Consider the following 18,589-nt stretch of genomic DNA (forward strand, 5'->3'; position numbering starts at 1 on the left):
TACCTGGGCCCCTATATTGGGAGGTGCCGGAGGAAAGAGGGCCTTACCATGATCGCCACAGCACGCGTCGCACGCATGTCGCCTCAGAATCTACTGACCGGGATGATGGCCCTTGGCCTTGCCATGCTGGCCTTGGCCGATGTTGCGCGGGCCGACATTGCCCAATTTGTCGGCGCCTACTCTGGAAGCGCGGAGGTGGTGCAGGTCGATGGCACGAGCGTGCCACGCGACATGAGCGTCGAGATTGGTGAAACCCCGGACGGCTTTACGGTCACGTGGACGTCGGTGACCTACCGCGCGTCGGGCAAGGTGTCGGAAAAGTCCTATACCGTGGACTTCGTGCCCAGCGGGCGTGGACAGGTCTATGCCGCGGCCCAGCGGAAAAACGTGTTTGGCCATGAGGTGCAGCTCGATCCGATGAAGGGCGAGCCTTACGTTTGGGCGCGGATCGACGGGAGCACGCTGTCCGTGTTCTCGTTGTTTGTGGATGTCGACGGGGGCTACAACCTGCAGCAATACGACCGGACTGTGACCGAGGGCGGTCTTGATTTGCGGTTTCAGACGATCCGGGATGGACGCATTCTGCGGGCCGTCGACACGTTCCTGGAGCGCAGCGGCTAAGGTATCACTTGCGGAAACTGTCGAGTGACACGATGTCGGCGTCTTTGCCTTCTTTGGCGTCGTTCGTGGCCTTGTCCGCCGATTTGGGCGCGGCGGGTGCGCGGCTGGGCAGGATTTCGGGCGGGGTGGCCGGGACGGTGTCGTCGTCTTCGTCCCCTTGGGTTTCGAACCGCAGGCCGAATTCCACGGACGGATCGACGAATGTCTTGATCGCGTCGTAGGGGATATAGAGCGGTTCGGGCGCGTCGCCGAAGTTGAGGGTGACGGCAAACCCTTCGCTGCCGACATCCAGGTTGTCGTACCAGTGCTGCATCACCACCGTCATCTCGCCCGGATAGCGGTCGCTGAGCCAATCGGCGAGTTCGGCATCGGGGTGGCTGGTGTCGAAGGTGATGAAAAAGTGGTGCGCGCCGGGCAGACCATTTTGAGACACATCCGTGAGGACCTTGCGGATGAGCCCCCGCATGGCCTCGTGCATCAGGTTGCCGTAATCAATGCTGCGGCTCATGTTGTCCCCCGTGGTACTTGGGTCAACCATATCCCAATTTGGCGTAGAGGGAAGGGGCCGCGGCGCTGTTCGTGTTAAACCGCCCCCGCAAGCGACAGTGCGCAGCCCGCGGCGGCCATGACCGCCAAAACAGTGAGCAGCCCAAGTTTGAGGCGCAACATGAGATAAGCCGCCACGACTGTGAGCACGACAGCCCAGCCATTCAGCGTTGATATGTCGGGCAGCGGCAGGGCGAGGACGGTGCCGCTCTGGACGGTTCCAAAGATCACGTGGAGGGCGAACCACACTGACAGGTTCAGGATGACACCGACCACCGCAGCCGTGATTGCCGACAAGGCAGCCGACAGGCGGGGCCGCGCGGAAATGTGGTCGAGATAGGGACCGGCGGCGAAGATCCACAGAAAACACGGCACAAACGTCACCCAGAGCGTCACCGCGCCCGCCGCGAGGGCCAATGCGACGCCGCCTTGCGCGTAGCCCGCCAGCAGCGCCACGAACTCGGTGACCAGGATCAGGGGGCCGGGCGTCGTCTCGGCCAGGCCCAGCGCGTCGATCATCTGGCCGGTGGTGATCCAGCCGTGATCCTGCACCACCTCTTGTGTCATGTAGGCCAGCACCGCGTAGGCGCCGCCGAATGTGACGACGGCCAGCTTGGAAAAGAAGAGACCAATGTCGAGCAGGAACGCCTGCGCCGTCATCCAGAGGAAGGCGAGGGGGGCTGCCCATAGCGCTGCTAGCGTCAGCAAGGTGGGAAGGATGCGTGTCCGGGGTGCCGGTGGCGCGGGCGCTGCGCTGTCCGAGCTGCGCCATGCACCAAACAGACCCGCAGCGAGGACCACCAGCGGAAAGGGCAGGCCCACCACGAACAGGGCAACGAATGCCGCACCTGCGAGCGCCCAGGCCGTGGGGCCCGTCAGTGCCTTCTGACCCAGCCGCAAAAGCGCTTGCAGGACCACGACAATCACGGCGGCCTTGACCCCCAAAAAGGCCGCCTGCACCAGCGGCACGTCCCCGAACTGCACATAGGCCAGCGCCAGCGCGAGGATCACGAGCGCCCCAGGCATCACGAACAGGAGGCCCGCGAGCAGACCGCCCGCCACACCGCGCAGTCGCCAGCCTGCATAGGTGGCCAGTTGCATCGCCTCTGGCCCCGGCAAGAGCATGCAGAGCGACAGGGCGCGCAGGTATTGCTCTTCTGTCAGCCACTTCTCGCGGCTGACAAGCGCGTCGTGCATGAGCGCGATTTGCGCGGCCGGACCGCCAAAGGACAACAGGCCGATGCGGCCAAAGACACGGGTCATCCGGGACCAGTTCTGAACCATCACGCGGCCTCCTGCCGTTGGGTGTGGCGGTGCGCGGCCCAGGCTGCGTCGAGAACAGGCAGGGCGGCATCCGCCAACCCTTCACCAGTTTCATGAAGATTGGACAACATGTCGAGCCAGTCGCCTCCCTGTGCGGTTGCGCGCTCCAGCGCGGCGACATGTGTGAGGAGGCTGCTGCAGGCCAGCCCGCGTTGGGACAACAACTCGGCCAGCGGCGCTGTGTCCGGCACCGCGTGCGCGCCGAAGCGTTCGGCCACGTCGTACACATGGTCTGCAGGCACCCATAGAATGCGCGCATCCGCGTCATACCAGCGGCGGATCACCCACGCGCAAAGTGCGGCGCGCCGGTCACGAGGCGCGGGACAGACCCAGACCGTACCCCATGGGGGCGCCTGGTCCAGCGCAAGCATGGGCCGGTCCGCCGCGCGCCAGGCTTGATTGCCACCGGTCAGCGCGCTGGCGTCAAATCCCATGGCCCGCAGATGGGCCGCAGCCCCGTGCGACAGCTTGAGCCCCTTTTGGCAAATGGTCACAATCGGGCGGTCCGTGTTCCAGGCGCGCGCTCTTTCGGAGATCTCTGTGTGCGGCACATGCTGGGACGTGGGGAGGCGATGCGGGTTGGCGGCGATGTCCTCGGGCAGACAGACGTCGATGAGCCGCGGCAGTTTGTGGGTTCCCAAGAGTGGCAACAGGTCATCGGCGGAGATGGAAAGGCGAGCGTGGTCCATGATGGCATCCTTTGAGCACAACAAAAGGATGCGACATTTGGGCCAGCGGTGTGATCAAGCCTGATGGGGCAGTCGCGTCAGCCCCGCGGTGTGAGGTAGCGGGGATATGAGGCTCTCGTCAACCTTTTCGATTGGTGGCGCTTGGCTGTGAGAGGTTCTTTCAATTCTTGGCACATCGGGAAAATACGGGCCGGCGCAGCGCGATCGCTGCGCGCCCGGTGAACACGATAGGCTGCGGAAATGCAGGCTCAGCGCAGGCGGTTTCCGCTGAGCATGACGGCCATGGCGTTTTCGGGAAGCAGGCCCAATTGTTCGAACATGGTCAGGGAATCAGTGCCGGTATAAACCTCGGCGATCTGCTCGCCTTCGAACCGGGCGATGACCTGACCGAAGACATGGACCGGATCACCGGTGTCGGCCGAATGGCTCTTGATCTCGACCAGGGCAGACAGCCAGTCACCCTGCTCCATCGTGATGGGCAGCGTGATTTCGATGTCGCCCAGCAACTCGCGCACCATGGTCACAAGTTCGGTCAAATCCTCGATCGAGAAGGGCATGTCGCCCATGATGCCGCGCGAGCGGGCATTGGGGGCGAGAAATTTCGGGATCGCATCGAGATCCCCATTGGTCCACACTTCGTCGTACCATCCTTGCAGGGTTTTGACTTTGTGCGGCATGCAATTCGTCCCGAGTAGCCTGTGTCGAGCCAACTGGTAGCGGGCGCGGGTTAACAAGCGTTGAAGCTGTGGAAAAAAGTCGCGCTTTGGGACGGATGTCGTTAGGGTGAAAGTGCAGGCTTCTGTTGCCAGGTGCCTGCGAACCCCGCCTTACGCGGCTAGGCGCAAGGGCTTAAAGTCGGTTCGACAAGGACTGCTTACGCAGCCATTGCAACCGGAGCACGATTGTCGTTTGCAATTGTACTGTTTTCGCCGGTAACGGTGGCAGACAGCCGAGACAAAGCAAACCCCTTTAGACGTCCGTCGATCCTGTTTCGGCCCCATGATCCCGCAAACGACAGAATGTTTGGTGGAGCCGCCGGGTACCGCCCCCGGGTCCGATCCGCTTATTACGAGCGCGTTTATGTCCATAGTCCCGAAGGACACCATGTAAATATGTCAGCCGCGCGCTTTTTGCAATCTGCGGGAGCCTCCGGCGGGGATTTTCTTGAAACAGGGAATATGCTGCCTCAGTGCATAAGCTTCGCCGTGTAGTGTATTGATTAGAAAGGATTTGCAGCTATGAACCATGCGGCGAGCGCCGCTTCTATTCCGCCAAATAGAAGCACTTTTTTCAATGGTGGTTTGTCCAATATCAGAGAAATGACCCGACCCGCAGCGGCACCCACAAAGGCGAAACCGATCATCGCGTAGGCCAATGGCGCATCTATCCAAATCGCAGCGATGCCCGCCACGACAAAGAGCCCACCGACGGAAGCGCGCATCTCGCTCAGTCCCATTGTGCTGTCTGTGGGTGCCAGGTCGAGGGCAGAGGCCGTGTAGCGCGGGGCCAGAAAGCCGAAAAGCCCGAATGCGATGGTCAGCAGGGCGGTGAAGATGTTCAGGATGTCAATCATGCGCGGCAGTTAGCGCCGGTGGCGCGGCGCGGCAAGGTCAGAAGTGGTCGCGGAGGGGGCGGTTCAATCGCTCTTCCAGATCCCGGTTGAACTCGGACAGCTCCATCTGCGGATCGAGGTCATCCACCGTCTTTATGTCGACGGAGATATGACGCCGGCCTTTGCTGCGCCCGATGAAGGTCCAGAAATAGTCGTAGCGGGCGGGTTGAAAGCGGCCGAGCCCGTCGATGCGGAGCAGCAGGACAGGTCGGTCGGGCCGCTTCTGCAGGATGTCGCGCGCGCCTGAGAGGTGTGGGGCGATGATTTCAGGGCCGACCTGCCGCGTGTGTCCGGCTGGAAAGAGCAGCACGCTTTCGCCGCGGTCGAGTGCCGCCAGGATGCGCGCCATGCTGCGCTCTTTTTGCGCCTGACGCTTTTCGGCGGGCCATGATTTGGGGGAACTGACATGGATGGCGCGGGCCACGAACATCGGAAACCACTGCATCCAGTTGTGGTATTCGCGGTAGTGCACCACCGGTCGGATGCGCTGGGTCGTGTAAAGGATGGCCGCGATCAGTGGCCCGTCGAAGCGGCTGACATGGGTGGCGAGGATCAGTGTTCCGTTTGAATCCTGCAGCAGGTGTTTGCCTGCGCAACTGACATTGTAGAAGAGCGAAAAATAGGTGCGCACGATGGCGAAAAAGAAGTGCCGCAGCCATTTGCCCAGCGTGTTGTCAATGAACCGAACCATGTCTTGGGGCACCTGAACGTCGTCGCACTCGTACCAGAATTCGCGATCCGGTGACGTTTGGTCAATCGGTTTTTCAGAATGCAGTCCAGAGGCCGATGCCGCCGACAAGGATGAGGCTGAGCGCCCAGACGAGTTCCAGATCGAACCAGCCACGCTTGAGGAAATTAAGGCCGAGCCAGCGGTGGACGGCATAGGCGACGGCGCCCCCTGATCCCATCATCGCGGCGGTGTGCAGGACGGCAACGGCGAGAGCGAGGGCGGTTGTCGCCATGAGCGCCGAGGCAGCGCGGTGGCCTGCGTCGAGTTCTTCGATGGCGCAGAGGCCGAGATATATAGGCACCAGCATCAGGGCTGCACCGTGTGCGAGGGCCACTAGGAACGACCAGAGCGTCAGCTTGTGCGGCGGGATGCGGGCGAGGAAGCGAGGGTGTTTGCGGGTGATGGCGAGGTAAAGGCCCATGCCGATGACCAGAATGCCTGCGCCGATGCGGATCTGGCTTTCGAAGTCGATGAGCAGGGTCATCATAGAAAAGGGGAGCAGGATGCCGAGCATCGCTGCAAAATGGCCCAAAGATAGCGCCCCAAGCGCGGGCCAAAGCGCGCTGCGACGACGCTCGAACAGGGCCGAGGAGACGGCGAGGGGCCAGCCCATGCCGGGGTTCAGACCGTGGTAGAGGCCGGAGAGGATCACGGCGAGCCAGAGGCCCGCCGCGGTTGTCATGTCCATCAGCCCACCGACGGGTAGCAGAAGCTGTCGGTGGAACAGTCGCCCCCCTCAAGCCGGATCTGGTGGCTGCGGTAGCCTCCGGGGAAGTCGATCCAGAAGTCGGGATCGAGGGCAAAGCCGCCATCCTCGCCCACGCGCGCCATGACCATCGCCGCCCCCCGGTCACCGGGGTAGAACTGGTCGTCCCAGGTGGAATAGAGCGAGTTGGTCCAGTAGACCCGCTTGCCGTCGCGGCTGACCTCGACCATCTGCGGGCCGTAGCCGAACGCCTTGCCATTGGGGTGCTTGTGGTTGGCAACGATGCCGCCGATCTCGACCTTGCCGGCGAGCACCGGGTTCATCGGGTCGGATACGTCATATTGGTGCATCTCGCCCAGTCCCCAGCACGCGACGTAGAGGTACTTGTCATCGAGGCTGAGGTCGATGTCGGTCACCAGCGGCGGCACGGCGCCGAAGCCTTTGAGCAACTCGGGCAGATCGTCGGCATCCGCGGGCACGGGGTCAATGGTGATCGTCTTCTTGGCCTGCCACTCGCCATCTTCGTCGCGCCACCAGGTGAAGATCGCGCCCTGCAGGTTGGTGGTGTCAACCACCACACCGCAGAAGCCGTATTCCTTGACCGGATCGTGGGCGGGCCGGATCTCCAGCGCCATCTGGTGATGCGCGCCAAGATCAATCGACTTCGTCACCTTGCGTCCACGCAGATCCCAGAAATGGATCGTGTGGCCGTATTTGTTCGACAGTAAATCCTCAGGCACCACGCCGTTTTCAAACTGCGGCGGCAGGCCCCACTCGGAACTCACCATGTAGTCACGCGGCAGGTTCCACCAGAAATCGTAGTGCTTGTCCTGAATGCCCCGGTCCATCTCGTAACGGCCAAGGATATCGAAGCTCTCGCAGTCCATGATGAAGATGCCGGGCGGGCCGTCGGTGCCATCCTCGCCACCGCCACCCAGGGTCGAGACATAGATGCCTTCGGGGCCGCAATGGATTGTGTGGGGGCGGGAGTAACCCGTCTTGGCCATCAACTCTTCGGGTTCGATGATCTTGTGAATCTTGGCGTTCAGCGGCTCTTTCACATCAATGATGTAGATGCGCGAGGACCGGATGCCGGGAATGATGAGGTAGCGACGTTCCAGGAAGGCGTGGCCGGTGAGCGGCGACAGGGCCGAAGAGCAGGCGTTCCAGCCGAAATGGTGAAATTCGTCGCCGAGGTTCGGCACATAGAGTTCATGGACGATCTGGCTGTAGGTCTTGCTTTCCGGGTCCACGTCCACAACGGCCAGACCGTCGGGTTTCGTGCCATCCGGGCTGAGCATCAGCGTAAAGGCCAGCTTTTCCACCGGCGCGTGGATCGCGTCATTGGGCGAGGGGTAAAATGTGGGGTCAGGTCTTAAATTCATGGCTTCCTCCCTGAAGCATATGTCTGTCGGTGCCCGGCCCCTCGGCTGCCTTTGCGACTTTTTCGGGGAGGGATCAGGCGGTCTTGTGCTCCTTTTCTGCGGCCCGGTTTTCATGGGACTTGACGACAGAGTGCGCCAAGAGCCGCGTGTAGGCTTCTAGTTTGATGAGTGCCGCGTCGAGTTTCGGCGCATCCTGCGCTTCAACCGCGTTCGCGATGTCCGTGTGTAGTGCCACGATCTCTTCCCGCGAGCGGGCGGTGAAGGTGATCATGTTCATGAGGGGCTGCATGGCCTCGACCGCGCCTGCAAGCTGGTAGCTGAGCACCTTGTTGCCCGCACCATCGACAAGCGCGCGGTGAAAGGTGACATCGGAGGCGCAGAAGGCTTCATCGGTGAGACCCGGTTGACCCTGGCGGTGGATTTCAGCCCGCATGGTGGCGAGTTGATCGGGTGTGCGCCGTTCTGCTGACAAAGGCGCGCAGGCCCGTTCGAGCGCGTAGCGTGCTTCGCAGGCGACGTCGAAGCTGACCGCGTTCATAGATAAAAGCAGGGTCGATGTCGTCACCTGCTGGGCATAGGCATCTTCAAACCGCAACCGGTTGACGAAAGCACCGCCCGATGCGCCGCGTTGCGTGCGGATCAGCGATTGCGCTGCGAGTCGCTTGAGCGCCTCGCGGACCGTCGGGCGGGAGACATCAAAATGGTCGGCAAGTTCGGATTCAGATGGCAACCGCTGATCGACAATCAGATCACCCGCGATGATCGCATCCCGGATTGCCTTGGCAATCTGGGCCGACAGGTCAACCGTGCTGTCGGGATCAATTCTCATGCGCGCACTTTTTCATTTGTCATACATTTTATTGTCTGACATTTAATCTGGCAAGCGTTGAGTCGTGTGCGTCGGGGAGGACACATGCCGCATCTCGTCAGATCAACACTCTGGCTGGGGTTCTTTGGGGCCATACTGGTGGCGTGGTGGGTCATGTATGCCATGTCGGTCGACATGGATGTGGACCTGATCGGGCGGCCGGGCGAAATGGGCGCGCGCATGGCCGCCATGGACCCGCGCATGCCGATGTACATGCCGATGGCGAATTTCGGACCGCTTTTCGCGATGTGGGCGATCATGATGGCGGCGATGATGTTGCCGACGCTGGTGCCCACCTTGCGCAGCTATGAAGACCTGATGGTCAGTGCCAACGGCACGCGGGCCGGATGGTTGGGCGTGCTGGCGGGCTACTCGATCGTCTGGGTCGCCTTTGCGGCCCTGATCACAGGCGTACAGCTTGCGCTGCTCTTTGGCGGTGTGATCGACATGCTCGGCATATCCAAGACCACCACATTTGCAGGCGCGCTTCTCATCGCCGTTGGTTTGTTTCAATTCACCCGAGCGAAGGAAATCTGCCATGGCGTCTGCCATAGCCCGATGACGTATTTTCTTGGACACTGGCGCACCGGCTTTGCCGGTGGGCTGCGGATGGGGCTCGGCCTCGGCGCGTTTTGCGTGGGCTGCTGCTGGGGCTTCATGGCGCTTGGATTTGTCGGCGGCGTAATGAGCCTGCTCTGGATGGGCCTCGCCACGCTTTTCATGGTGATCGAAAAGCTGCCGCAGATCGGGCATGTTGTCACCAAACCCATGGGGGTCCTGCTGACCCTTGCAGGGCTGGCCGTGCTGGCCTGGCCCTTTGTGAACGGAGGATAGAATGGCCGTAAAGAAACGCCCCGACGCCGACAAGCTGCCGGTCAGCCAGCGCATCGACAGCCGCATGCCGAACCCCGGTCGCCGCCAGATGTCGCCCACCGAATGGGCCATCAAGGGCGAGCTGTTCCTCAACTGCTCGTGCGAGGTGTTCTGCCCCTGCGTCGTCTCGCTGGGCGCACACCCGCCCACCGAAGGGCACTGCCACGCCTGGATGGCCATCGCCATCGACGAGGGGCACTACGAGGGCGAGGACCTGTCGGGCCTGAACGTGGGCCTGATGGTCGACATTCCGGGCCGTATGGGCGAGGGCGGCTGGCGCGTTGCGGCCTACGTGGACGAGCGGGCATCAGGCAAGGCTTACAACGGACTGCTGCAAATCTTCTCGGGCGCTGCCGGGGGCACAACAGGTCTCTTCACGATGCTGGTGAGCGACATCGTCGGGGCCGAGCGGGAAAAGGTCGAGATCGTGCGCGAGGGCAAGAAGCGCGGACTATACATCGGGCGCAAGATCCAGGGCGAGATCGAGATGATCGACGGCAAGTCACCCGATCACCCGGTGATGATCTCGAACTCCAAATACTGGATGGGTCCGGACATCATCGCGGCGCGCGGCGTGAAATCCAAGGTGCGCGACTATGGCCGCATCTGGGATTTTGGCGGCAAATCGGCCGAGATCTGCCCCATCGACTGGAAAGGCCCCAAGCCGTGATCGAGGCGGGTTATGCACGCACAATGGCCCGTTACAACGCCTGGCAGAACCGCCAGTTGACGGAGATTCTGACCGGCGTGCCAGACGACGAGCTACGCAAGGACCGTGGCGCATTCTTTGGCTCAATCATGGAGACCTTGAACCACATCCTGTGGGGCGACACGATGTGGATGAGCCGGTTCAACTCGGACATTTCGCCCCCCTTGATCCCGTCCGACCAACATAGGGAATTCACGCCCACCTTCGCGGTCTGGAGTGCCGAACGCTTCCGCATGGACGGGGCGATCCGACTTTGGGCCGACAGCCTCGATACCGTGGCGCTGAAAGGTCAACTGACGTGGTATTCCGGCATGACCAAGCGCGACCTCAGCGAACCGCTTGAGACCTGTGTGGTCCATATGTTCAACCACCAGACCCACCACAGGGGTCAGGTTCACGCCATGATGACGGCTGCCGGTCTGCCTGCGCCCGTCACTGATATCGTATTCATGCCAAAGGACGAGTGATGGCCGTTATCTCCCCATCGCGCCGCCTGCGCCGCACGCCGTTTTCGGACGGGGTCGAGGCGGCAGGCGTCAAAGCCTATACCGTGTACAACCGGATGCTGTTGCCCACGGTCTTTGAAAGTGTCGAGGCGGACTACCGCCATCTCAAGGACCATGTGCAGGTCTGGGACGTGTCCGTCGAACGCCAGGTCGAGTTGCGGGGGCCCGACGCGGGCCGCCTGATGCAGATGCTCACCCCGCGGGACCTGCGCCGGATGCTGCCGGGCCAGTGCTATTACGTGCCCATCGTTGATGAGACGGGCGGGATGCTGAACGATCCTGTCGCCGTGAAGCTGAGCGAGGACCGCTGGTGGATCTCGATTGCCGACAGCGATTTGCTGTTGTGGGTCAAGGGCATTGCGAACGGCTATCGGCTGGACGTGCTGGTCGACGAACCCGACGTGTCGCCGTTGGCCATTCAGGGGCCAAAGGCGGACGATCTGGTCGAGCGTGTCTTTGGTGAACGCGTCCGGGACATCCGGTTCTTCCGCTTCGACATGTTCCAGTTCGAGGGGCACGACCTCGCCATCGCGCGGTCGGGATACTCCAAGCAGGGCGGGTTCGAGATCTATGTGCCGGACAGCGCGATCGGCATGCCGCTGTGGGATGCACTTTTTGATGCGGGTGATGACCTGCAGGTGCGCGCCGGTTGTCCCAACGGGATCGAGCGGATCGAGGCGGGGCTTTTGTCCTATGGCAACGACATGACCGACGACAACACACCTCATGAATGCGGGCTGGGCCGGTTTTGCGACACGCAGACGGCCATCGGCTGTATCGGGCGCGACGCGCTCTTGCGTGTGTCGAAGGAAGGGCCGGTGCAACAGATCCGCGCCATCTCCATCCATGGCGAGCCTGTGCCGTCCTGCGACCGGCCCTGGCCATTGCTTGCCGGTGGCAAGCGCGTTGGGCAGGTAACCTCCGCCGCGTGGTCGCCCGACTTCAAGACCAACGTGGCCATCGGTATGGTGCGTATGACTCACTGGGATCCGGGCACTGAGTTGGAGGTTGAGACCCTGGACGGCATGCGCCGGGCGACGGTGCAGGAGGCGTTCTGGTTGTGACGTCGGACCGGGGCGCTGCCCCGGACCCCGGGATATTTTTAGCAAGAGGAAGCAGGGGATGATCCCTGCCGAAATGGAGAGCGATATGTTCAATGCACTGGTGGTCAATAAAGATGAAGAAAGCGGGAAGACATCCGCTGCGGTGACCGAACTGTCGCTAGATGACCTGCCGGAGGCCGAGGTGACGGTGGCCGTCGAGTATTCGACGGTGAACTACAAGGACGGGCTGTGCATCGGGCCTGGTGGCGGTTTGGTGCGCAAGTATCCGCATGTGCCGGGGATCGATTTTGCGGGCACGGTCGAGACGTCCGACGACGACCGCTACAAGCCGGGTGACAAGGTCGTGCTGACCGGCTGGCGCGTTGGTGAAGCGCATTGGGGTGGCTATGCGCAGAAGGCGCGTGTGAAGGCAGATTGGCTGGTGCCACTGCCCGACGGTCTCGACACGCGTCAAGCAATGGCCGTGGGCACCGCAGGGTTCACCGCGATGCTGGCCGTGATGGCGCTGGAAGATCACGGGATCAAGCCGGGGCCGGTCCTTGTCACTGGGGCCGCCGGGGGCGTCGGGTCGGTCGCGACCGCAATCCTTGCCAACCTTGGACATAAAGTCGCCGGTGTCACCGGGCGGCCCGAAACGGCAGAATACCTGACCAGCCTTGGCGCCACCCAGATCGTTGCACGCGAAGAGCTCAACGAGACAGTGAAACGCCCGCTCGAATCCGAGACCTGGGGCGGCTGCGTCGATGCGGTTGGTGGCGCGATGCTGGCGCGCGTGCTGGGTCAGATGGAATACGGTGCGTCCGTTGCCGCCGTGGGTCTTGCTGGTGGGGCGGGGCTGCCTGCAACCGTCATTCCGTTCCTGCTGCGCGGTGTGAACCTGCTGGGCATCGACAGTGTGATGCAGCCCTATGACAACCGGGTGCGCGCCTGGCAGCGGATTGCCAAGGACCTGCCCATGGACAAGCTTGAGGCGATGGTCCAGCCCGCAACTCTGTCGGATCTGTCGCAGCTGGGTGCAGACATCCTCAAGGGTCAGGTCAAAGGCCGCGTTGTCGTGGACGTCAACGCCTGATCGGTCTACACGGGTCTCCGATAATGCATTCGGAGACCCGCATGACCGCCTATGACGACAGCAATATTTTCGCTCAGATCCTGCGTGGCGAGATCCCGTCTTTCAAGGTTTACGAAGACGATGACACACTGTGCTTCATGGACATCATGCCGCGCACGGACGGGCATTGCCTGGTGATCCCGAAAACGCCGTGCCGCAATGTGCTGGATGCGAGCGACGCGCAGCTGGCGGCGGTGATGTCGACGGTCAAGAAGGTGGCGAATGCAGCCAAGGCGGCCTTTGACGCCGACGGCATCACGCTGCAGCAGTTCAACGAAACGGCAGGCGGGCAAGAGGTGTTTCACCTGCATTTCCACATCCACCCGCGCCATGCGGGTGTGTCCATGCGTCCAGCCGGAACGATGGGCGATATGGAGGTGATCAAGGGCCACGCCGAAAAGATCAGCGCGGCCCTGTAGGGTGCGCATTCATTGCGCACCTCTTTTTTCGTGAAAGCTGCGTGGGGACCGCACACCCTACGGGATCATTCAGCAGGCTGCCCCACCACATCGTCCGCCTTGGCGCGGCGGCTGTCATTGAACAGCGCCTTGGCCAGCGACACCGCCATCAGCACCATGATGAAGGTGAAGGGCAGGGCGCCCACGATCATCGCGTCCTGAAGCGGGGCGAGGGCGTCGGCGTTGTTCGGATCAATAGCGCCCGCGATCAGCAGGCTGGCGATCACACCGGTCAGGATCAGGCCCCAGATGACACGGTGCCGGATACCGGTTTCCTGCGCGCCGCCCGACATGATCGTGTTCATTACCAGGATGCCCGAATCTGCCGATGTGACGAGGAATGTCATGATCAGCACCACGCACATCAGGATCACCGCGCCCAGCAGCCATTCCGGTAGGATCATCGCCAGCGAGACGAACAGCTTGTTGGTGTTGGATGCCGCGATGATCGCCCCATCAGCCACGCCTTGCAACTCGTTGTTAACTGCCGTGCCGCCCAGAATAGTCAGCCAAGCAAAGCACACCAGAGACGGAGCAACGACGCAGCCCAAGATGAACTCGCGCACCGTGCGGCCTTTGGAGATACGCGCAAGGAACAGGCCCACGAAAGGCGAGAACGCGATCCACCAGGCCCAGTAAAACGTGGTCCAGCCCGACTGCCAGCCGAACAGACGGCCTTGCGTACCCGCGTCGTAGGCTGCCGCCTGAACGGACGGATCGAGCGCTGCGGCATCGCCTTCGAGGCCAGCTACGAAACCGTCATAGCTGCCCCAGGCATTCGTCGCGCCGGAATACAGCGCACCTGCGACCGGCTCGGCCTCGGGCGGTAGGGTCGCCGTGAACGCCTCTTGTGACAGCGGGCTGTAGGCCTCGAAGCTGAGCGGGATGAAGTTCCAGATGTAGTCGGCAAGCGCCGTGCCATAGGTGGTCAACGCAAAGAGGAATGAGCCGAAAACAATGAACGTCAGCAGGAGCAGCATCGACAGCACCAGGTTCAGGTTCGACAGGTATTTGATCCCGCGCCCGACACCGGACACAGCCGACAGGATCGACATGCCCATGATGATGCTGAGCGCCGCGATCAGCCCGACGGTGGACGGCTTCGGTGCAGCACCATCGACAGCATCGCCCATCAACCACTCCATCCCCGTGACGTTATAGACGCCATCGACGAACTGGCTCACGCCGTAGCCGATGGTGACGGCCACGCCGAGGATCGTGGCCACGACGCCCAGCACATCGACGATGTGCCCTAGAAACCCGTTGGCAAAGCGTCCGAGAAGCGGGGTCAGCGCCGACCGGATCGTCAAAGGCATGTCGCGGGTGTAAGCATAATAGGCCAGGCTCAGCCCGGTGATCACGTAGATCGCCCAGGCGTGAAATCCGAAATGCAGCAGCGAGTAGCGGAACGCGGATTGCACCGCCTCGGCACTGTTGGGCGTGGCGTCCTGCGCCACGGTGATCGGGTTGGACCCCCACAGCCCCACGGGTTCAGCGGTGGCAAAAACCATGAGGCCCACGCCCAGACCAGCGCCGAACATCATGGCGAACCAGGAAAACGTCGTGAATTCGGTTTCGGTGTCCGGCCCGCCCAGCTTGCGCTTGCCGATGGGCAGGGCGGCTAGAACGAACAGAAAGAATGCAAAAAAGCCCACCGAAATGATATAGAATGTGTTGAAGTCCTGCAGCGTCGCCCAGTTCCAGGCGTCGAGTGTCTGGGTCGCAGTGACGGGCCACAGGATTGCCCACAACACCAGCGCCACCATCGTGACCTTGGATATCAGCGCGATGGGCAGGCTATGTCCCTCGTAAAAACCGGAGTCCTGAGTGTTGATCTCAAGATCCGTAAAAGGTTCTTTCAATGCCATTTGACTGGCTCCCTGTTTTTGTTTGATCCGGCGTCTGTCTGACCGGTCATGTCGGGGCGTCGGTTGCGTGGGTTTGCACGCTGGCCTCCGGTCAACGCATCTGAGTGCGTTCAATCGTTCAAGGGTGGCACGGTTCCGCGCGAAAACTGGTGATTCTGCGACAGCGCGCCGCCCGCATTTGACGTTTTTTGTCGGTCATTTGGCAAAATAGCGGAAGAATCGCGAAAAATTGAGACAAAATTTCCGAATGACCGCCCGTCAGCGGCACGAAAACTGTGCGCTTGGGGGCACAATCTTTGAAATTCAAGTGCGGAATTTCATATCCGACACAGAAACGGCGATCTGACGCCAATTGCGACCTGGAAACGCGAATTTTACCCTTCGCCAAGAACGGGAGCCGTGCTTTGCTGTTGTCATAAAAATGACAACAGGAAGGTAGCCATGTCTATTCAACCCCCTTTGACGGAGCTTCCGATCAAGACCGCCGACAGCGGTTTTTATCGCGGGTTCAGCGTCAATGTTGCTGTGATCAGCAAAATCATCATCAGTATGCTCGTCGTCTGGTGTATCGTCTGGCCGACCGAGGCTGGCACGATCCTGGGCGACTGGAACAGTGTCATCCTCGAAAACTTCGCCGCCTGGTACATCTGGGTTGTGACGTTCTTCGTGATCGTGTGTCTGGGCCTTGCCATCTGGCCAACTGCCGGGAACCTGAACCTTGGCCAGCCCGGTGAAAAACCCGAGTTCTCCAACTTTTCGTGGTTTTCCATGATGTTCGGCGCCGGGATCGGTGTCGGGATGCTGACTTGGGCCGTGGCCGAGCCGGTCGCGCACTTCAAGAACAACCCCTCTGTCATTCAGGGCGCCACGACGGCCTTGGGAGAAGACAACGTGCGCGAGGCCTATGTCTGGTCGTTCCTGCACTGGGGTCTGGGCGCTTGGGCCTGCTACGCAATTGCGGGTCTTGCTCTGGCGTTCTTCAGCTACCGTCGCGGTCTGCCCCTGACGATCCGGTCGTCGCTGACGCCGCTCTTTGGCGCCAAGCTGTCTGGCTTCCTCGGCAACCTGATCGACATCGTGGCCGTTGTGGCGACCATCCTCGGGGTGGCTCAAACGCTTGGCTTTGGCGTGGAACAGTTCGTGGCGGGCCTCACCCGGATCGGGATCGGCGGCCTGATGGAAGAGGGCGGCTCCGCAACCACGCTCGGCATCATTGTGGCTCTTTTGGTCATCATGGGTGCCTCGACGCTGTCGGCGCTGTCTGGCGTCGGCAAGGGCATCAAGTGGCTGTCGAACATCAACATGGTGCTGTCGATCTTCCTTCTGGGCTTCTTCATCCTGTTCGGGGCGACGTTCTTTGGTGCCGCGGCCTTCTTTGTGGGCATCTGGGACTACCTGATCGCGCTGCCATGGCTCAGCTTCAACGTCTACGCCTCTGACGGTGTCGAAGGGTCCGAAGCGTTCCTGCTGGCACAATGGCAGGGCTGGTGGCCGGTGTTCTACTGGGCCTGGTGGATCGCGTTCGCACCCTTCGTGGGCCTGTTCCTGGCGCGCATCTCGCGCGGTCGGACCATCCGCGAGTTCGTGCTGGGTGCCATGATCGTGCCGTCGCTGATGTGCTTTGTCTGGTTCTCCTGGGCTGGTGGCACGGCCATCGACCTTGAACTGAACGGGGAAGCGAACGGTGTCATTCTGGACGCGGCCAATGGCGACAAGATCTTTGCCATGACCGAGTTCATGCTGGCGCCTATCGCGCAATTCCTGGCGTGGGCCATGGCCGTGGTGATCGTTGTCCTGCTGATGACGTTCCTCGTCACATCCGCCGACTCCGCCGTGCTGATCGTGAACACGATCAACGCCGCTGGTGACGAAGGGCCCAAAGCGCGCCCCCACATCCTGTTCTGGGGCTCGGCCCTCGGCCTTGTGGTGGCGGGTCTGCTGATTTCCGGCGGAACCGGGGCCATTCAGACCGCCATGGTGATCGGGGCGCTTCCGTTCTCGATCGTGATGGCGCTGATGTGCATCGCATTGATCAAGGCGATCTACAATGACGGTCGTCGCGAGGCTGCAGGCGTGCCTGCCGTTCACTCGGAAATTCCGGGGGCTACGGGCAACGGGCTGTCGCCTGCCGAGTAGTACGCAGTCACACGCGTGAATCATGGGCCCCGGCGCTTGCGTGCCGGGGCCTTTTTCGTACTCTGGGGGTGACGTTGAAAGGTCCGCCCATGTCTCTTGATCTCGACTTTGTCCGCGCCCAGTTTCCAGCGTTTTCCGAACCGTCCCTGCATGGGCAGGCGTTCTTCGAGAATGCAGGTGGTAGCTATACCTGCAAGCAGGTCATCGACCGGCTTTTCCGCTTTTACACCCAGCGCAAGGTGCAGCCCTATGCAGATTACGAGGCCTCTCGGCTGGGCGGGGAAGAGATGGACGAGGCGCGCACGCGCATGGCGGCGCTCCTCGGGGTGGATACGGACGAGTTGAGTTTCGGCCCATCCACAACGCAGAACACTTATGTGCTTGCGCAGGCCTTTGCCGGGATGATGCAGCCGGGCGAGGCGATTGTTGTCACCAATCAGGACCACGAAGCGAACTCCGGCCCGTGGCGGCGCTTGGCAGAACGCGGGTTTGAGGTACGCGAATGGAAGGTCGATCCGGGCACCGGACATTTGGACCCCGCGGCGCTTGAGGATCTCCTGGATGAAAGGGTGCGGCTGGTCTGTTTCCCCCATTGCTCAAACGTGGTCGGAGAGATCAATCCCGTGACCGAGATCACGGCACTCGCCCATGCTGCCGGTGCCTTTGTCTGCGTTGATGGCGTCAGCTATGCGCCCCACGGATTTCCCGATATCGGCACGCTTGGCCCGGACATCTATCTGTTTTCCGCCTACAAAACCTACGGTCCCCATCAGGGCCTCATGACCATCCGCCGCACATTGGGAGAGCTGCTGCCGAACCAGGGCCATTGGTTCAACGCAGGGTCACTCTACAAGCGCTTCACGCCAGCCGGCCCCGATCACGCGCAAGTGGCGGCCTGTGCGGGCATGGCAGATTATGTAGACGCCCTTTACGACCACCATATTTGTAGCGGTGAGGCACAAGTGTCCCCGCGGGGACAGATCGTGCACGACCTGATGCGCACCCGCGAGATAGAGGCGCTGACCCGCGTGATGGACGCGCTGAAGAACCGCAATGATGTGCGCGTGATTGGCCCAACGGATGCGATTGCCCGCGCGCCAACGGTTGCGCTGGATTTGGGCCGCGATCCCGTTGCTGTCGCAGCGGACTTGGCAAAGCATGGCGTTATGGCGGGCGGCGGAGATTTCTATGCCGGACGCGCTCTGCAGGCCATGGGCGTTGATCCGGACCGAGGCGTTCTGCGGTTGAGTTTCACGCATTACACGAACGACGCCGAGATCGACCAATTGCTCAGTGCACTCGATGCCGTGCTTTGACGCAAGGGCACCCTGCGACATCTTGATCCAACTGGACGCGCGCTACGTAAGCCTCGGTAACTAAAAGG

Annotated in this window: 19 protein-coding genes and 1 other RNA gene; 9 read left to right on the forward strand and 11 right to left on the reverse strand. The window is 61.7% G+C overall.

Annotated features, from left to right (window positions below):
• Window positions 1-48: 48 nt before the first annotated feature.
• Window positions 49-621, forward strand: coding sequence for a hypothetical protein (locus FD715_RS02735; RefSeq protein WP_223274708.1), 573 nt, complete (start codon window positions 49-51; stop codon window positions 619-621).
• A 4-nt stretch (window positions 622-625) separates the two neighbouring features.
• On the opposite strand, the gene FD715_RS02740 is transcribed toward FD715_RS02735, so the two are convergent.
• From FD715_RS02740 to FD715_RS02785, 10 genes are all read right to left on the reverse strand, one after another.
• Entirely contained in the window at window positions 626-1,129 is a 504-nt protein-coding gene (locus FD715_RS02740; protein WP_147104801.1) for an SspB family protein, read from the reverse strand.
• 74 nt (window positions 1,130-1,203) lie between these two features.
• Window positions 1,204-2,451: a chromate efflux transporter gene (gene chrA / locus FD715_RS02745; protein ID WP_189799391.1), complete on the reverse strand. Its 1,248-nt coding sequence runs from the start codon at window positions 2,449-2,451 to the stop codon at window positions 1,204-1,206.
• The gene (locus FD715_RS02750; protein ID WP_147104803.1) at window positions 2,451-3,179 is read right to left on the reverse strand and encodes a rhodanese-like domain-containing protein; all 729 of its coding nucleotides are present in this window, start codon (window positions 3,177-3,179) and stop codon (window positions 2,451-2,453) included. The genes chrA and FD715_RS02750 overlap by 1 nt, the downstream gene beginning before the upstream one ends.
• Before the next feature lie 248 nt (window positions 3,180-3,427).
• Window positions 3,428-3,856, reverse strand: a complete 429-nt coding sequence (locus FD715_RS02755; protein WP_147104805.1) for an ester cyclase — start codon at window positions 3,854-3,856, stop codon at window positions 3,428-3,430.
• A 111-nt stretch (window positions 3,857-3,967) separates the two neighbouring features.
• Window positions 3,968-4,319, reverse strand: a transfer-messenger RNA (tmRNA) gene (gene ssrA, locus FD715_RS02760).
• 79 nt (window positions 4,320-4,398) lie between these two features.
• Entirely contained in the window at window positions 4,399-4,752 is a 354-nt protein-coding gene (locus FD715_RS02765; protein WP_147104808.1) for a DUF4345 family protein, read from the reverse strand.
• A gap of 37 nt (window positions 4,753-4,789) precedes the next feature.
• Entirely contained in the window at window positions 4,790-5,482 is a 693-nt protein-coding gene (locus FD715_RS02770; protein ID WP_189799392.1) for a 1-acyl-sn-glycerol-3-phosphate acyltransferase, read from the reverse strand.
• A 73-nt stretch (window positions 5,483-5,555) separates the two neighbouring features.
• The gene (locus FD715_RS02775) at window positions 5,556-6,203 is read right to left on the reverse strand and encodes a hypothetical protein (protein WP_147105198.1); all 648 of its coding nucleotides are present in this window, start codon (window positions 6,201-6,203) and stop codon (window positions 5,556-5,558) included.
• 5 nt (window positions 6,204-6,208) lie between these two features.
• Window positions 6,209-7,612, reverse strand: coding sequence for a selenium-binding protein SBP56-related protein (locus FD715_RS02780; protein WP_147104814.1), 1,404 nt, complete (start codon window positions 7,610-7,612; stop codon window positions 6,209-6,211).
• A gap of 73 nt (window positions 7,613-7,685) precedes the next feature.
• Entirely contained in the window at window positions 7,686-8,441 is a 756-nt protein-coding gene (locus tag FD715_RS02785; protein WP_147104816.1) for a FadR/GntR family transcriptional regulator, read from the reverse strand.
• An 84-nt stretch (window positions 8,442-8,525) separates the two neighbouring features.
• Between FD715_RS02785 and FD715_RS02790 the strand changes: the two genes are divergently transcribed.
• The 6 genes from FD715_RS02790 to FD715_RS02815 all read left to right on the forward strand — a co-directional run bounded on the left by FD715_RS02790 (window position 8,526) and on the right by FD715_RS02815 (window position 13,162).
• Entirely contained in the window at window positions 8,526-9,314 is a 789-nt protein-coding gene (locus FD715_RS02790; RefSeq protein ID WP_147104818.1) for a DUF2182 domain-containing protein, read from the forward strand.
• 1 nt (window position 9,315) lies between these two features.
• Window positions 9,316-10,023, forward strand: coding sequence for a DUF1326 domain-containing protein (locus FD715_RS02795; RefSeq protein WP_039687063.1), 708 nt, complete (start codon window positions 9,316-9,318; stop codon window positions 10,021-10,023).
• A gap of 23 nt (window positions 10,024-10,046) precedes the next feature.
• Complete coding sequence (locus FD715_RS02800) at window positions 10,047-10,529, forward strand: DinB family protein (protein WP_147104821.1); 483 nt, start codon at window positions 10,047-10,049, stop codon at window positions 10,527-10,529.
• Window positions 10,529-11,632 (forward strand): dimethylsulfoniopropionate demethylase, encoded by a 1,104-nt coding sequence (locus tag FD715_RS02805; protein ID WP_147104824.1) that lies wholly within the window; start codon window positions 10,529-10,531, stop codon window positions 11,630-11,632. Before FD715_RS02800 ends, FD715_RS02805 begins: the two co-directional genes overlap by 1 nt.
• 85 nt (window positions 11,633-11,717) lie before the next feature.
• Window positions 11,718-12,704 (forward strand): acryloyl-CoA reductase, encoded by a 987-nt coding sequence (acuI, locus tag FD715_RS02810; RefSeq protein ID WP_147105201.1) that lies wholly within the window; start codon window positions 11,718-11,720, stop codon window positions 12,702-12,704.
• A 41-nt stretch (window positions 12,705-12,745) separates the two neighbouring features.
• Window positions 12,746-13,162: an HIT family protein gene (locus FD715_RS02815; RefSeq protein ID WP_147104827.1), complete on the forward strand. Its 417-nt coding sequence runs from the start codon at window positions 12,746-12,748 to the stop codon at window positions 13,160-13,162.
• Window positions 13,163-13,227: 65 nt separating this feature from the next.
• On the opposite strand, the gene FD715_RS02820 is transcribed toward FD715_RS02815, so the two are convergent.
• Window positions 13,228-15,069: a BCCT family transporter gene (locus tag FD715_RS02820; RefSeq protein WP_147104830.1), complete on the reverse strand. Its 1,842-nt coding sequence runs from the start codon at window positions 15,067-15,069 to the stop codon at window positions 13,228-13,230.
• Between the two features lie 441 nt (window positions 15,070-15,510).
• On the opposite strand from FD715_RS02820, the gene FD715_RS02825 reads away from it, so the two are divergent.
• Together FD715_RS02825 and FD715_RS02830 are read left to right on the forward strand one after the other, a co-directional pair.
• On the forward strand, window positions 15,511-17,205 hold the full coding sequence (locus tag FD715_RS02825; RefSeq protein ID WP_147104833.1) for a BCCT family transporter: 1,695 nt from the start codon (window positions 15,511-15,513) through the stop codon (window positions 17,203-17,205).
• Between the two features lie 89 nt (window positions 17,206-17,294).
• Window positions 17,295-18,521, forward strand: coding sequence for an aminotransferase class V-fold PLP-dependent enzyme (locus tag FD715_RS02830; protein WP_147104836.1), 1,227 nt, complete (start codon window positions 17,295-17,297; stop codon window positions 18,519-18,521).
• Window positions 18,522-18,589: the final 68 nt, after the last annotated feature.

This window comes from Tateyamaria sp. syn59, assembly GCF_007995245.1.
Classification (GTDB): Bacteria; Pseudomonadota; Alphaproteobacteria; order Rhodobacterales; family Rhodobacteraceae; genus Tateyamaria.